The organism is Flavobacterium sp. TAB 87 (assembly GCF_001529295.1).
Lineage (GTDB): Bacteria > Bacteroidota > Bacteroidia > Flavobacteriales > Flavobacteriaceae > Flavobacterium.
Map to the genome: position 1 here is coordinate 35754 of NZ_LLWK01000037.1, position 15543 is coordinate 51296.

The window sequence follows — 15543 nt, forward strand, 5'->3', positions numbered from 1 at the left end:
CAGTTAAGACCATGAAAAAATTCAAGCACTACATATAAATTAGAATGTACTAACTAAGTTCTGGCGGTTGCCAAACAGAAAAGCAAGGTCGAACTGACCTATTGGTAAAGTGAAAATGGTTGTGAACAGTAAGTTTTTCTACTACTGCTAATAATTCAATTGAAAAGGTAATTTGATGTTCTTCAGTAAGATCTAAATCAGGATCAACAGCATCCAAACTTGGAGTGTTTTCGGCGTTTAATTCTGTTAATAAAGAAGTGTCCTTTTGTTGCACACAAACATCAACAAATAATAACAAACCCAATACGAGTATGATACAACTGATGATATTATTTCGGCTACGTTTCATGTCGCGAAAATAATTAAAAACTAATCCATCTGATGTACTGAAGTGAATAATTTTGATTTATTTAACAGCCATTAAGTATCTTATGAAAGCAAACTGCTTTTACATCTGAATTTGTCTTCAATTCCTATCTTAATTTAATGCAAAAAAAAAGCAGCTCTCGGATTGGAGCTGCTCTTTTAGAGGATCATTTGTTTTACATATTTCTTCGATACTGACCTCCTACTTCAAACAAAGCTGAAGTAATTTGCCCTAACGAACATACTTTAGAGGCTTCCATCAAATGTTCAAACATGTTCTCATTTTTGATTGCTGCTTCTTGCAGAATATTAAGATGGTTTTCTACTTTGTCTTTATTTCCTTCGTGTAAATTCTGCAGCATCTCAATCTGGTACTGTTTTTCGGTTTCAGTAGCGCGAATCACTTCGGCAGGAATCACCGTTGGAGAACCTTTGGAACTTAAAAAAGTATTTACGCCAATAATAGGAAAATCACCATTGTGTTTCAAGGTTTCATAGTACAAACTTTCTTCTTGAATTTTAGAACGTTGGTACATGGTTTCCATCGCACCAAGTACGCCGCCACGCTCTGTAATTCGATCAAATTCTTGTAAAACGGCCGCTTCAACCAAATCCGTTAATTCTTCAATTATAAACGAACCTTGAATCGGATTTTCGTTTTTTGCTAAACCTAATTCTTTATTAATAATCAGCTGAATCGCCATTGCACGTCGTACCGATTCTTCGGTTGGAGTGGTAATCGCTTCATCATATGCATTGGTATGCAACGAATTACAGTTGTCGTAAATCGCATATAAGGCTTGCAAGGTGGTACGAATATCATTAAAGTCAATTTCTTGAGCGTGTAACGAGCGCCCTGAAGTCTGAATATGGTATTTCAACATTTGTGCGCGTTCGTTGGCTCCATATTTATTTTTTAAAGCTTTTGACCAAATTCTACGAGCCACACGACCTATTACTGCATATTCTGGATCAACTCCATTCGAGAAAAAGAACGATAAATTAGGTCCAAAATCATTGATACTCATGCCTCGACTCAAATAATATTCCACGTAAGTGAAACCATTCGAAAGCGTGAACGCCAATTGTGTAATGGGGTTTGCTCCAGCTTCGGCAATGTGATAGCCCGAAATAGAAACCGAATAAAAGTTACGTACGTTTTTAGTGATAAAATATTCTTGAACGTCGCCCATCAATCGAAGCGCAAATTCTGTAGAAAAAATACAAGTATTTTGTGCTTGATCTTCTTTTAAAATATCTGCTTGAACGGTTCCACGAACTTGCGATAATGTTCTTACTTTAATTTCATCATACACATCTAGTGGTAAAACTTGATCACCAGTAACGCCAAGTAAAAATAAACCTAAACCATTATTTCCTGCGGGTAAATCGCCCTGATAATGTGGTCTTTTAACGCCTTTTGCTGCATATATTTTTGCAATTTTCGCTTGTACTTCTTGCTCTAATCCATTTTCTTTAATGTAATGCTCGCATTGTTGATCTATGGCAGCATTCATAAAAAAGCCAAGCAACATTGGTGCTGGTCCATTTATCGTCATACTAACCGAAGTCAACGCATGCACTAAATCAAAACCAGAATATAATTTTTTAGCATCGTCTAAACAGCAAATAGATACTCCCGCATTACCAATTTTTCCGTAAATATCTGGACGCAAATCGGGATCGTTTCCATACAAGGTAACGCTATCAAAGGCGGTAGATAAACGTTTGGCTGGCATTCCTGCACTCACATAATGAAAACGTTTGTTGGTGCGTTCTGGCCCTCCTTCTCCCGCAAACATGCGCGATGGATCTTCACCTTCTCTTTTAAATGGATACAATCCAGAAGTAAACGGAAATTCTCCAGGAACATTTTCTTGCAAACACCAGCGCAAAATATCACCCCAAGCTTGGTACTTTGGTAAGGCAATTTTCGGAATTTGCTGATGTGATAAACTTTCTGAATGCGTAGCAATTTTTATTTCTTTATCGCGCACTTTGAAGCTGTAAACCGGATTTTTATATTTGTTTACTTTTTCATCCCAAGTCAAAATCATCTCCCAGTTGTATGGATCCATGTCCATTTTTACTTTGTCAAACTGGTTTAAAAGTAAATTTAAGAAAATTTTATTTTGGTTGTCTTCTTCGATCGCGCTAGGGAAAACCGTATCTTCATCAATTCCTGCTTTATTTATTTGCGGAATTTTTCCTGAAACCGACTCTATCGTTTTAAATATTCCGTATAATTTTTGAGCTACGTCTTGTTGTGTTATTGCTGTTGCATCGTACAAACGGTTGCTTTCAGCAATTTCAGACAAATAGCGCGTTCTATGTGGCGGAATTACGAAGATCTTTTCACTCATTTCGCGCGTAATTTCAAAGGTAGATTGCAGATCCGATTCCGTTTTCTCCACGATCGTATCCATAATCGCTTTGTACAAGGTGTTCATTCCTGGGTCGTTAAACTGCGAAGCAATTGTACCAAAAACAGGCATATCGTCTGGCTTTTTATCCCATAAATTATGATTGCGTTGGTATTGTTTTTTTACGTCACGAATGGCATCGAGAGCACCGCGCTTGTCAAATTTATTTAGCGCTACTAAGTCAGCAAAATCAAGCATGTCAATTTTTTCCAACTGAGTGGCCGCACCAAATTCAGGCGTCATCACATACAATGAAACATCGGAATGGTCCATAATTTCGGTGTCAGATTGCCCAATTCCTGAAGTTTCTAAAATTATAATATCATATTTAGCTGCTTTTAAAACCTGAATGGCTTCGGCAACATATTTTGACAACGCTAAATTAGATTGACGCGTCGCCAGCGAGCGCATATAAACTCTCGGATTATTAATAGCGTTCATACGAATTCTATCGCCTAACAAAGCACCGCCTGTTTTTCTTTTGGATGGATCGACCGATATAATTCCGATTGTTTTTTCGGGAAAATCAATTAAAAAGCGACGTACTAATTCATCCACTAAAGATGATTTACCTGCACCTCCTGTTCCAGTAATTCCTAAAACTGGAATTTTAGAATCTTTATTTAGGGTATGAATTTGATCAAAAACTGGTTTGGCGATTTCTGGAAAATTCTCTGCTGCCGAAATTAATCGAGCTATTGCTCTTGGATTTTTATCTTCAATACCTTCAAGCTCTCCATTCAATTTATCTCCAATTGCATAATCTGATTGTTGTACCAAATCGTTTATCATTCCTTGTAAACCTAACGAACGACCGTCATCTGGCGAATAAATACGTGTAATACCGTACTCTTGCAATTCTTTAATTTCAGAAGGAAGAATAACACCACCACCACCACCAAAGATCTTAATGTGCCCTGCTCCTTTTTCTTTAAGCAAATCATACATGTATTTAAAATATTCGTTATGACCTCCTTGATACGAGGTCAAAGCAATAGCATTTGCATCTTCTTGAATTGCGGTATTAACCACTTCTTCTACGCTTCGATCGTGTCCCAGATGAATTACCTCTACTCCTGTAGATTGAATAATTCGGCGCATAATATTAATTGCGGCATCGTGACCATCAAAAAGAGAGGCTGCAGTTACAATTCTTACTTTATATTTAGGAATATACGGTTTTTGTGGTTCCATTTTATGAATATGATAATTTTACAGGTGCAATTTACAAAATATTTTAATAATTCGTTACTTCCCGCCGTTCCCTTAAATAAAAAAATTAAATTCTTTATAATGTGGCTCAGTTTTTGGCATATATCAATTTAATTGTAAAAACAGATCGCCTACTATTAAAGATACGCTACTTTTTACTGAAAGCAAAAAATAATATGATGAAGCAAATGACATTCTATTTTCTACTACTTTTTATTTGTAGTTCAAACATACCTTTCGAATTACCAACAGCAACAACTATTGCTGACGAAAGAGACAAAATTATTTGGTCTAGCAATCGAAAATTAATCTGGAACGATTTTCAGGGAAGACGGAGAGATGCAAACTCCAATAAAGTTGCTGAAACTTCGTCGAATATCAAAATAAGCTATCAATATTCTAAAAATAGAATTAGTAATTACACCGTTGAAGCTGCCTTTTCCAAACAAAATTCTTGGACTAAAACCGACAAAAAAGCTGTTTTAGCGCACGAGCAACTTCATTTTGATATTACAGAGTTATATGCCAGAAAAATTAGAAAGGCGTTTGACATCTTGGCTGCTAGAAATGACAATTCGGTACAGAACTACAATAAAGTTTATGATGAAAATACTAGGGCTTGGAAAAAAATGCAAATAGACTATGACAACCAAGTTTACGGCAATACTGAATCACAAGAACAGTGGATTAGAGAAATTGAACAAGAATTGAATAAGTTGGAGAACTACAAGTCACGTTAAAAAGCGCAAATGATCAAAATGTAACAGACGAATCAGTGCTACTGAAACATTTTAAAATAAGTAAATAAAAGTACAAAACCCCAGACTTAGACCCGATTGAAACGGCATCCCGCGCTTTTTTTTGCGCGGATATAGTGTACAGCGAGACAACTAGTAGTAAAAACACAAATAATTCTGCTCTTGTTGTAATTCGTGTGCTTTTATTTTGAATAAATAGTAAATTTGAAACTCTTATAAATAATCTAGAATGAAAAAAATTATCTTTTTGATGTTGGGCTTTACGATTGCATCTTGCGCTCAAACATACCCAACATTGACACAAATACGAGAATTAGCACAGGTAAAAAGTGCGTCCGGCATTGACATCGGATCTGGCTTGAAAGAAGCCTTGAATAAAGGAATTACTCAACAAGTCACTAAATTAACTGCCGTTGATGGCTTTTATAAAAATGATTTAGTAAAAATTTTGATGCCCGAAGAATTACAAAAAGTCGATGCGACCTTGCGCAAATTTGGTTTGAGTTCTTTGGCAGACGAAGGCATTAAAGTGATGAATCGTGCGGCTGAAGACGCGGTTAAAGAAGCTACGCCGATTTTTGTGGATGCTGTTAAAAAAATGACATTTACGGATGCCAAAAATATTTTATTGGGGAATGATTCTGCGGCGACTGCCTATTTGCAAGGAAGTACCTCTACAGTATTGTACAGCAAATTTAGTCCTGTGGTACAAAACTCTTTTAGTAAAGTAGGTGCTGATAAAATTTGGAAGAACATAATTACCAAATACAACAGTTTACCGCTAACGAAAGATGTTAATCCAGATTTGACAGATTACGTGACCAGTCAAGCGATGACTGGTGTTTTTAAGATGATTTCTGTAGAAGAAAAAAACATTCGAACCAACTTAAATGCAAGAACTTCACCTTTATTAAAGCAAGTTTTTGCCATGCAGGATCGCAAATAAACCAAAAAACTATAAATTACACAAACCACCGCAATGCAAAAAATAACAATACTAATTCATTGTAAAGATCAAAAAGGAATTATTGCAGCCGTTACCAATTACATCTTAAAAATTGCAGGAAATATTACCTACATTGATCAGCATGTAGATCACGAGCAGAATGTGTTTTTTATGCGTTTGGAATGCGAATTAACAAACGTTAAAAACACACTTGAAACAATTAAACCTGATTTTGGCCAAACCATTGCTGCTGATTTTGGAATGCAATGGGAAATGTACAACCAAGAACAAAAACCTAAAATGGCTTTGTTCGTCAGTAAGTACGACCATTGTTTATTTGATATTTTAGGGCGATACAGCGCGGAAGAGTTGAATGTTGAAATTCCACTAATTATTAGCAATCACAATGATTTGCGAACGGTTGCCGAGCGCTTTGACATTCCGTTTCATTATATTCCGTTTACGCAAGAAACGAAAGAAGAAGGAGAAAGATTGCAGTTGGAATTGTTAGAACGCTACCAGATTAATTTTATCGTTTTGGCACGTTACATGCAAATTATCACACCTACGATTATCAGTAAATACACTAATAAAATAATTAACATTCACCACTCTTTTTTACCTGCATTTCAGGGTGCAAAGCCCTATCATGCGGCTTTTAAACGGGGTGTTAAAATTATTGGAGCAACCAGTCACTATGTTACCGAGGAGTTGGATGAAGGTCCGATTATCGAGCAAGATATTACTCGCGTATCTCACATTCATTCGGTAGAAGATTTTATTATGAAAGGTCGCGATTTAGAACGGATTGTTTTGGCGAGAGCTATCAAATTACATGCGCAGCGAAAAACAATGGTTTATAGCAATAAGACCGTGGTTTTTTCGTAATATTTTCAATTGCAAAATTTCACATATATCTATGTTTTCGTTTTATAATTTTAAAAAATATCAAACGAAAGTTTAGTCCACAAAAAAAGCCTCTCATTTCTGAGAGGCTTTTGCTTTCTGGGTGGAAGACGGGGCTCGAACCCGCGACCCTCGGTACCACAAACCGATGCTCTAACCAACTGAGCTACAACCACCATTTGCCTTAGCGGTTGCAAATATACAACTAATGTTTACTTTTGCAAACAAAAAATCAAAAAAAGTATCGTCTTTTTAGATCAAATCATCTAAGCTGTTGACAGCCAAATATCTTTCGACTGTAAAACCTTCGGCAAAATCGACACCTACCAATCTTCCTAGGTCTTGCGCGCGATAATTTAAGCTTTCTAAAAAGTTTTTACTGGTAATTGGCGTTGCTGGCTCGTCTGAATTTTTATTATAAAACTGAGTTTGATACGCCAAAACAGCTTCAATTTTTTTTTCTTCAAAACCAGTAATATCAACAACAAAATCAGGCTTGATATCCTTCCATTGAATGTAATGATATACTGCTTTTGGTCTCCAATGCTGTTGCTTTTGTCCATCCAATTCGGTTTCAATTCGCATTAAGCCCGACAAAAAACAAGCATCCGATACTAATTTACTTGCTTTTCCGTGGTCAATGTGTCTGTCGTCGATAGCATTGCACAAAACAGTATCAGGTTGGTATTTGCGTATCATTTTTATAATTTCCAATTGATGTTGCTCATCATTTGTAAAAAAACCATCGCGGAATTGTAAATTCTCACGGACTTGGGCTCCTAAAATTTTGGCGCCGGCAGCCGCTTCTTGGTCCCGAATTTCTGCCGAACCACGAGTTCCTAATTCGCCGCGCGTCAAGTCTACAATTCCCACTTTTTTACCTAATGAAACTTCTTTCAAAATTGTCCCTGCACAACCCAATTCTACATCATCTGGATGCGCACCAAAAGCTAATATGTCTAATTTCATTCTTTTTATATTTAAGTCTGGCTAAATTGAGGGTAAAAATTAATTCATGAATTCCCCAATTTTCCACTATATTATTTTTCTTGTTTTTCTTTCCTATCTATTTCTTAATTACTCCTGCGTATTGTCGTCTGCATTTCAAATCTTGCTTCTTGGCGCTAATCTCTCTGCCTTCCACAAAACCTTCTTCATTGTCATGGATTTATTCACGCTTTCTTCCCACTCTTTTTCGGGAATACTTTCTTTAGTAATCCCGCAACCCATGTATAGCATCGCGCTATCATTCTCTATTTGCATGCATCTAAGATTCACAAACAAATCAGAACTTTTTGTTACTGAAGTTAAACTACTGTTCAGTTCGCCTAAAAACCCAGTATAAAACGTTCGATTATAATTTTCATTGGCGACAATAAATTGCATTGCTTTATCCTTTGGCAGTCCGCAAACCGCTGGAGTTGGATGTAGCAAATCAACCACTTCTTTTAAAGTAGACTCTTCATTTAACACGCCCGAAATATCGGTTTTAATGTGCCAAATTGCACCTGCTTTTAAACTGTATGGCTTCGTAACAGTTATTTGCGATGCCACATTTTGCAAGCGTTTTACAATAAAATCGGTTACATACTGTTGTTCGTCTTTCTCTTTTTGTTGCCAAACTATTTCAGTCGAAGTATCATTTGCTTGCTGTGTTCCCGCCAAAGCTGTAGTTTCAAAAGTGTTTTCTGATGCTTTAAGCAATTGCTCTGGCGTGGCTCCCATCCAAAAACCAACCTTAGGATGATAAAAGCAATAGGTAAAAGTTGCAGGATACAATTGAATCAGGTTCTGAAAAGTTTCAATAAAATTGAAATCAGTCAATGAAACTTCTTCCTTTCGAGATAAAACTACTTTTTTGAATGCTTTCGCAACGATCGCATTTATTCCTTTTTCTACCAAATTCTCAAACGAAATTTTAGCCAAATTATCGTGCTGCGAATCGTTGTTCGCAATGCTAAAATTCGAGTTGTTCTTAAAAACTGTTTTAATTATTTTTGATTCATTTTCCGGAATTAAAATCATTTTACTTTTATCAAATGATGCAAAAACAAATCCCTTCTCCGAAAAATCGGTCACTTCAAAAAGAATAGTGTTATTTTGTAAAATTCCAAAAACGGTATCCGAATTGGGTTTACTGTACATCACAAAAGGAAGTTGACTCGTTTTGTGCTCCGCTACTTTTTCAAAAAAATCATCCATCTTTTAGTCTTACTTTACATTTTTATCCAAAACCATGTTGGTCAATTTACAAAGCGAAATTAAATTTCCAGATTCGTCTGTAATTTTTATTTCCCACAGATGTAGTGTTTTACCTTTATGAATTATTTTGGCTGTTCCAAAAACAACTCCTTCTCGAATACTTTTTAGATGATTGGCCGAAATTTCGATTCCGCGAATTTCTTGCTTTTCTGGATTGATAAAAAAATGAGAAGCTGCACTACCCACACTTTCTGCCAAAGCAACCGAAGCACCTCCATGTAAAATTCCCATCGGTTGATGAACCGCTGGAGTGACCGGCATTTTAGCGACCAAAAAATCTTCGCCTGCATCTATATATTCAATTTGTAGAGTTTGCATTAACGTGTTTTTTGAAAACTGATTGCAAAATTCTAAAACTTGTTCTTTACTAAATATCATTGAAATTGTTTTTAGAAACGTAAAATTACTAAAAGATAATCGAGCAAAGTCTAAATGTATTTCTAAAATTAAATCAAAACGTACTGCAATTAGTTTTTTTCTATTTTTACATAAACTTTATAACAATGCGGACCCTTTTTCTTTTTCTCGCAATCCTACTTCTTAGCTGTATTAGCTCATGTCGAAGTGATTTCGAAACTGTACCGAGTTCAGGCGATTTGTTTTTTTCGAGAGACACGGTTTATTTGGATACCGTTTTTAGAAACATCGGTTCAAGTACGTATCAACTGAAAGTGTATAATAAGAGTAAAAAAGACATTTCTATTCCGACTATTCAATTTAAAAATGGACTGCATTCAAAATATCGAATGAGCGTTGACGGCATGTCTGGCACGAACGGAAGGATCTTCAGCAATGTTACATTACTTGCCAAAGACAGTCTCTTTATTTTCATAGAAACCACGGCTGATGTAAGCGATGCGGACCCTAAATCTTTTTTGTATACCGATAAAATTCTATTTGACACTGGCCCGAATCAGCAAGTGGTCGATTTGGTGACTTTAATTAAAGATGCCATTTTTTTATATCCATCTAAAAATGCAGATGGAAGTAAAGAAACCATTACTATCGAAGATAAAAATATAGAAGGTTTTTATCTGAACGAAAATGATCCAGAAAACGGGAACGAACTGATTTTTACCAAGCAAAAACCGTATGTTATTTACGGATATGCATCGGTTCCCGAACATAAAACGGTTCAATTTCAAGCGGGAACTCGTGTATATTTTCATGCGAATTCTGGTATTTATGTGGGAAAAAATGCTACTTTACAGATTAACGGCTTTGTTTCTACAACTGAATTTTTAGAACACGAAGTTATTTTTGAAGGCGACCGGTTAGAATCCAATTACGATGAAATTGCTGGGCAATGGGGAAAAATTTGGTTAGGAAAGGGAAGTCTAAACAATTCCATCAATCATCTGACCCTAAAAAATGCAACCGAAGGATTGTACATTCAAAACACCAATAAAACAATAACCTTAATTAAAAACACACAAATTTACAATTGCGTCAATTATGGCATTTTAGCTGAGAATGCAAAAATTAAAGGTTCTAATATTGTCATTAATAATTCAGGAAAAGCGAACTTATTTTGTTCTTTTGGCGGTAATTATGAGTTTACGCACTGCACTTTTAATAACAATTGGAATAACTATAACCAAGTGGCAGTTTCCATTAGTAATTTAAAAGAGAACACTTCAAATGATGGAAATGATTTAATTGAAGCTGCTTTCAACAATTGCATCATTTATAGTACTTATGCTGATGCATTGCGACTTGATAAAGCCGCTAATGTGACATTTAACTATAAACTCACTAACTGTCTATTAAAATCTTCCAATAAAGAAATCGGTGCCGATAGTGAGCATTATGCAAATATAATTTTGAATGAAAGTCCGCAATTCTTAAACGTGACAAAAAATCAGTTGTACATCGATAGAACCTCTAGCGCTTTCGCGAAAGGATATCCAGCTTATTTAATTTCGGCTGATATTTTGGGCAACACAAGAACACTTCCTCCCGATTTGGGTGCGTATCAAAGTAGAGATTTTCCAGAAAAAAAGAAATAGTTTCACAATTGTATCGCAAAAAAAAATTAAAAATTAGTAATTCAAAGTACACAAAAAAGTTTATTTAAGCTTCTTTGTATTTACCAAACTAAACAATTAGCAAAGAAATGATTAGAAGAGTATTTTTATTGATTTTCATTACACAACTAATCTTCGGCTGCGCGAAACACGATGTAAAAAACAAACAATTTTATCGTGCTATTGCGAATCAAGATACTGCCTATTTATCTATTATTCGTCTAGAAAATAAATTTTATGGTCAATATGAAATTCGGTATAATGGAAAAGCGTTTATTGATTCAGGAGATGTAACGGGTATCATCAAAAAAGATACACTTCGCGGTACTTTTCATTTTAAACCTTACGGCGGCGGCGAATGGCGGAGAAAACCAATTATTTTTTTAGAAGAAAATGGCAAATTACTTTTAGGAAAAGGCTTTGTTCATAGTTTCTTAAAAATTGCTTATTTTGATGAGACGGTTCCTTTTGACTTTAGCAAACCAGACTTTGTTTTCGATGAGATTACGGAATAGTTGAGTGTGTATCCAATTGATTCAGAGAGAGAAAATATTAAAAATCAGGAGATTTAATTCTATATTTTAATCGAAATGAATAAATCACCAATTAAATTTTAAAAGGCGTAAAAGCTTCGCGTCTACTGAGCTAATCTTTTCGAAAGCAGCAATAAAGCAAAGATAAACCCACGAATCGCAACTAAAAAACTGCACACATAACTTTGCTGTTTTTGGCCTTTGTGAGATTGAAAAAATAACGTAAATTTGCACCGAAATACAACAAACTTCACAACGATGATTCATTTCTTTGAAAACCAAAGCAAAACTGTTTTTGCCGTACATACGGAAAACGAAATTTCAGCTCAAGACATTTCAAAATTGAACTGGCTTTTTGCCGACGCACATAAAATTGAAAAATCCGCATTGACGGATTTTTTTGTTGGACCTCGTGCCGCAATGATTACTCCTTGGAGTACTAATGCTGTTGAAATTACGCACAATATGGCTATTTCGGGCATAATTAGAATAGAGGAATTTTTCTATGTTACAGAAGATTTTACTGATTTTGATCCGATGCTATCTCAAAAGTACAGCGCGTTGAATCAGGAAATTTTTAGCATCCACATTCAACCCGAACCTATTTTAGAAATTGATGATATCGCTGCTTACAACAAACAAGAAGGTTTGGCTTTAAGCAATGAGGAAGAAGATTATTTGAACAATTTATCGACTAAATTAGGTCGCAAATTAACAGATTCTGAAATTTTTGCTTTTTCACAAGCCAATTCAGAGCACTGTCGCCACAAAATTTTCAACGGAACTTTTGTAATTGATGGTGTAGAAAAAGAAACTTCTTTATTCAAGTTAATCAAAAAAACTTCTCAAGAAAATCTAAACGGAATCGTTTCAGCATACAAAGACAATGTGGCTTTTGTAAAAGGACCAAGAGTTGAACAATTTGCGCCAAAAACAGCCGACAAAGCTGACTTTTACGAAATTAAAGAATTCGATTCGGTTATTTCATTAAAAGCAGAAACACACAATTTTCCAACCACGGTAGAGCCTTTCAACGGAGCTGCAACTGGTGCTGGAGGAGAAATCAGAGATCGTTTGGCTGGTGGACAAGGATCTTTGCCATTAGCAGGAACAGCGGTTTACATGACTTCTTACTCTCGTTTGACCGAAGGTAGAAAGTGGGAAGATGCCATGGAAGAAAGAAAATGGTTGTACCAAACCCCAATGGATATTTTAATCAAAGGGTCTAACGGTGCTTCTGATTTCGGAAATAAATTTGGCCAACCATTGATTACTGGTTCTGTTTTAACCTTCGAACATGAAGAAAACAACCGCAAACTTGGTTACGACAAAGTAATCATGCAGGCGGGTGGAATTGGTTACGGAAAACTAGATCAAGCAATTAAGAAAAAACCACAAGAAGGCGACAAAATTGTTATTTTGGGTGGAGAAAATTATAGAATCGGAATGGGTGGTGCTGCGGTTTCGTCTGCAGATACTGGCGCTTTCGGTTCAGGAATCGAGTTAAATGCTATTCAGCGCTCAAATCCAGAAATGCAAAAACGTGCGGCCAATGCCATTCGTGGTTTGGTAGAAAGCGATCACAATCCAATTGTATCGATTCACGATCACGGCGCAGGTGGACACTTAAACTGTCTGTCTGAACTGGTAGAAGAAACTGGCGGATTAATCAATTTAGATAAATTACCTGTTGGCGATCCAACATTATCTGCCAAAGAAATTATTGGTAACGAATCTCAAGAAAGAATGGGATTGGTTATTGGCACCAAAGACTTGGGTATTTTACACCGCATTTCCGATAGAGAACGTTCTCCAATTTATGAAGTGGGCGATGTTACTAGTGATCACCGTTTTACTTTTGAGTCTAAATCTACAGGTGCAAAACCAATGGATTATGCTTTGGAAGATTTCTTCGGAAGTTCGCCAAAAACAATAATGAACGACAAAACTATTTCGTACAATTATCCCCCTTTGGAGTACAGCGTTCGCAACATATCAACTTATTTAGAAAATGTATTGCAGTTAGAAGCCGTGGCTTGTAAAGACTGGTTGACCAATAAAGTGGACCGTTGCGTTGGCGGAAAAGTAGCCAAACAACAAACAGCTGGACCATTGCAATTGCCTTTGAACAATTGTGGCGTTATGGCTTTGGATTATCAAGGGATTGAAGGTGTTGCCACTTCTATAGGTCATGCCCCTATTTCGGCGTTAATTGATCCTGTTGCAGGAAGTCGAAACGCAATTGGCGAATCATTATCAAACATTGTTTGGGCGCCAATTAGAGACGGAATGGACGGAATTTCACTTTCGGCCAACTGGATGTGGGCTTGTAAAAATGAAGGTGAAGACGCGCGTTTGTACGCTGCAGTTGAAGCATGTTCAGAATTTGCAATCCAATTGGGAATCAATATTCCAACCGGAAAAGATTCACTTTCAATGAAACAAAAATATCCAAATGACGAAGTAATTGCGCCAGGAACGGTCATTATTTCAGCAGGAGGAAACTGTACCGATATTAGAAAAGTAGTAGAACCTGTTTTACAAAAAGACGGTGGTTCTATTTATTACATCAATTTATCGCAAGATGAGTTCAAATTAGGAGGTTCGTCTTTTGCGCAAACTTTAAACGCCATTGGTAACGAAACACCAACTATCCAAGACGCTGCTTTCTTCAAAAAAGCCTTCAATACAGTTCAAGAATTAATTTTAGACAATCAAATTTTAGCAGGGCACGATATAGGTAGCGGAGGTTTGATTACTACTTTATTAGAAATGTGTTTTGCAGATGTAAACTTGGGCGCGAAAATAGATTTCTCTGTTTTTGAAGAAAAAGATATCATAAAATATTTATTTTCAGAAAACATCGGAATCGTTTTCCAAGCAAAAGAAGATGCTGTTTTAGAAAGTAAATTAAACGCAAACGGAGTTTCTTTTTATAAATTAGGAAAAGCGACTAGCGAAGCAACTTTAGACTTTGGCCCATGCAAATTAGATATTGTAAAGTACAGAGACGTATGGTTTAAAACTTCGTTTTTATTAGACCAAAAACAATCAAAAAACGGATTGGCTCAAAAGCGTTTCGATAACTACAAAAATCAACCTTTACAGTACACATTCCCAACTCATTTTACGGGAAAAAAACCAGAAATAGACCACTCAAAACCAAGACCAATAGCCGCTATTCTTCGTGAAAAAGGAAGTAATTCTGAGCGTGAAATGGCAAATGCCATGTATTTGGCCGGTTTTGACGTCAAAGACATTCACATGACCGATTTAATTTCGGGACGTGAAAACCTAGAAGACATTCAGTTCATCGGAGCGGTTGGAGGTTTCTCTAACTCAGATGTTTTGGGCTCTGCCAAAGGTTGGGCGGGCGCATTCAAATACAACGAAAAAGCAAATACGGCCTTGAACAACTTCTTCAAAAGAGAAGACACTTTATCAGTCGGAATTTGTAACGGATGTCAATTGTTTGTCGAGCTGGAGCTCATCCACTCAGAACACGAACAAATGCCAAAAATGTTGTACAACGACAGCAACAAACACGAAAGTATTTTTACCTCGGTAAAAGTGCAGCAAAACAACTCAGTGATGTTGTCTAGCTTGGCTGGAACCACCTTGGGAGTTTGGGTTTCACACGGCGAAGGAAAATTCGAATTGCCACTCGGCGAAGAGCGCTACCACATTGTTGGTAAATATGCTTACGAAGGTTATCCAGCCAATCCAAACGGCTCTCATTTTGATGTAGCCATGCTTTGCGACCTTACAGGACGCCACTTGGTAACCATGCCACACATTGAGCGTTCGACTTACCAATGGAACTGGGCGCATTATCCAAAAGACAGAAACGACGAAGTTTCGCCTTGGCATGAAGCGTTTGTAAATGCAAGAAAATGGCTTGAAAACAAATAATTTTCAGCATAATAAACACGATACAAAAAGCGGTAAATTTATATTTGCCGCTTTTTTTTATAGTATAAATATCATTTGGGCGTGCCACCATAGCTAAAAAAGAGCCATCTACTTTGCGTTGAGGCGCTCTTTTTTAGCCATGCTGTCGGGCTGTACACTATATCTTTTTGTCCCGATAAAAATCGGTACAAAAAGGAT

General features: G+C 36.4%; 11 protein-coding genes and 1 tRNA gene. 6 read left to right on the forward strand and 6 right to left on the reverse strand.

Features of this window, described 5'->3' with window-relative positions; translation table 11 throughout:
• Window positions 1–49: 49 nt before the first annotated feature.
• Both AP058_RS09420 and AP058_RS09425 read right to left on the reverse strand, forming a co-directional pair.
• Complete coding sequence (locus AP058_RS09420) at window positions 50–349, reverse strand: hypothetical protein (RefSeq protein ID WP_157492672.1); 300 nt, start codon at window positions 347–349, stop codon at window positions 50–52.
• A 193-nt stretch (window positions 350–542) separates the two neighbouring features.
• Window positions 543–3983 (reverse strand): methylmalonyl-CoA mutase family protein, encoded by a 3441-nt coding sequence (locus AP058_RS09425; RefSeq protein WP_066309725.1) that lies wholly within the window; start codon window positions 3981–3983, stop codon window positions 543–545.
• 101 nt (window positions 3984–4084) lie between these two features.
• On the opposite strand from AP058_RS09425, the gene AP058_RS09430 reads away from it, so the two are divergent.
• From AP058_RS09430 to purU, 3 genes are all read left to right on the forward strand, one after another.
• Window positions 4085–4741, forward strand: coding sequence for a hypothetical protein (locus tag AP058_RS09430; RefSeq protein ID WP_157492673.1), 657 nt, complete (start codon window positions 4085–4087; stop codon window positions 4739–4741).
• A gap of 247 nt (window positions 4742–4988) precedes the next feature.
• Window positions 4989–5705 (forward strand): DUF4197 domain-containing protein, encoded by a 717-nt coding sequence (locus tag AP058_RS09435; RefSeq protein WP_066309733.1) that lies wholly within the window; start codon window positions 4989–4991, stop codon window positions 5703–5705.
• A 33-nt stretch (window positions 5706–5738) separates the two neighbouring features.
• Window positions 5739–6593: a formyltetrahydrofolate deformylase gene (gene purU / locus AP058_RS09440; protein WP_066309735.1), complete on the forward strand. Its 855-nt coding sequence runs from the start codon at window positions 5739–5741 to the stop codon at window positions 6591–6593.
• Window positions 6594–6712: 119 nt separating this feature from the next.
• Here the strand turns inward: purU and AP058_RS09445 are convergent.
• The 4 genes from AP058_RS09445 to AP058_RS09460 all read right to left on the reverse strand — a co-directional run bounded on the left by AP058_RS09445 (window position 6713) and on the right by AP058_RS09460 (window position 9251).
• Window positions 6713–6788, reverse strand: a tRNA-His gene (locus AP058_RS09445).
• Between the two features lie 75 nt (window positions 6789–6863).
• Window positions 6864–7580, reverse strand: coding sequence for a bacillithiol biosynthesis deacetylase BshB1 (gene bshB1, locus AP058_RS09450; RefSeq protein ID WP_066309737.1), 717 nt, complete (start codon window positions 7578–7580; stop codon window positions 6864–6866).
• Between the two features lie 135 nt (window positions 7581–7715).
• Entirely contained in the window at window positions 7716–8813 is a 1098-nt protein-coding gene (locus AP058_RS09455; RefSeq protein WP_066309741.1) for a chorismate-binding protein, read from the reverse strand.
• A 9-nt stretch (window positions 8814–8822) separates the two neighbouring features.
• Window positions 8823–9251: a PaaI family thioesterase gene (locus tag AP058_RS09460; protein ID WP_066309744.1), complete on the reverse strand. Its 429-nt coding sequence runs from the start codon at window positions 9249–9251 to the stop codon at window positions 8823–8825.
• A 125-nt stretch (window positions 9252–9376) separates the two neighbouring features.
• On the opposite strand from AP058_RS09460, the gene AP058_RS09465 reads away from it, so the two are divergent.
• From AP058_RS09465 to purL, 3 genes are all read left to right on the forward strand, one after another.
• The gene (locus AP058_RS09465; RefSeq protein ID WP_066309746.1) at window positions 9377–10882 is read left to right on the forward strand and encodes a hypothetical protein; all 1506 of its coding nucleotides are present in this window, start codon (window positions 9377–9379) and stop codon (window positions 10880–10882) included.
• A gap of 107 nt (window positions 10883–10989) precedes the next feature.
• Entirely contained in the window at window positions 10990–11415 is a 426-nt protein-coding gene (locus AP058_RS09470; RefSeq protein WP_066309750.1) for a hypothetical protein, read from the forward strand.
• A gap of 276 nt (window positions 11416–11691) precedes the next feature.
• Entirely contained in the window at window positions 11692–15345 is a 3654-nt protein-coding gene (purL, locus tag AP058_RS09480; RefSeq protein WP_066309756.1) for a phosphoribosylformylglycinamidine synthase, read from the forward strand.
• Window positions 15346–15543: the final 198 nt, after the last annotated feature.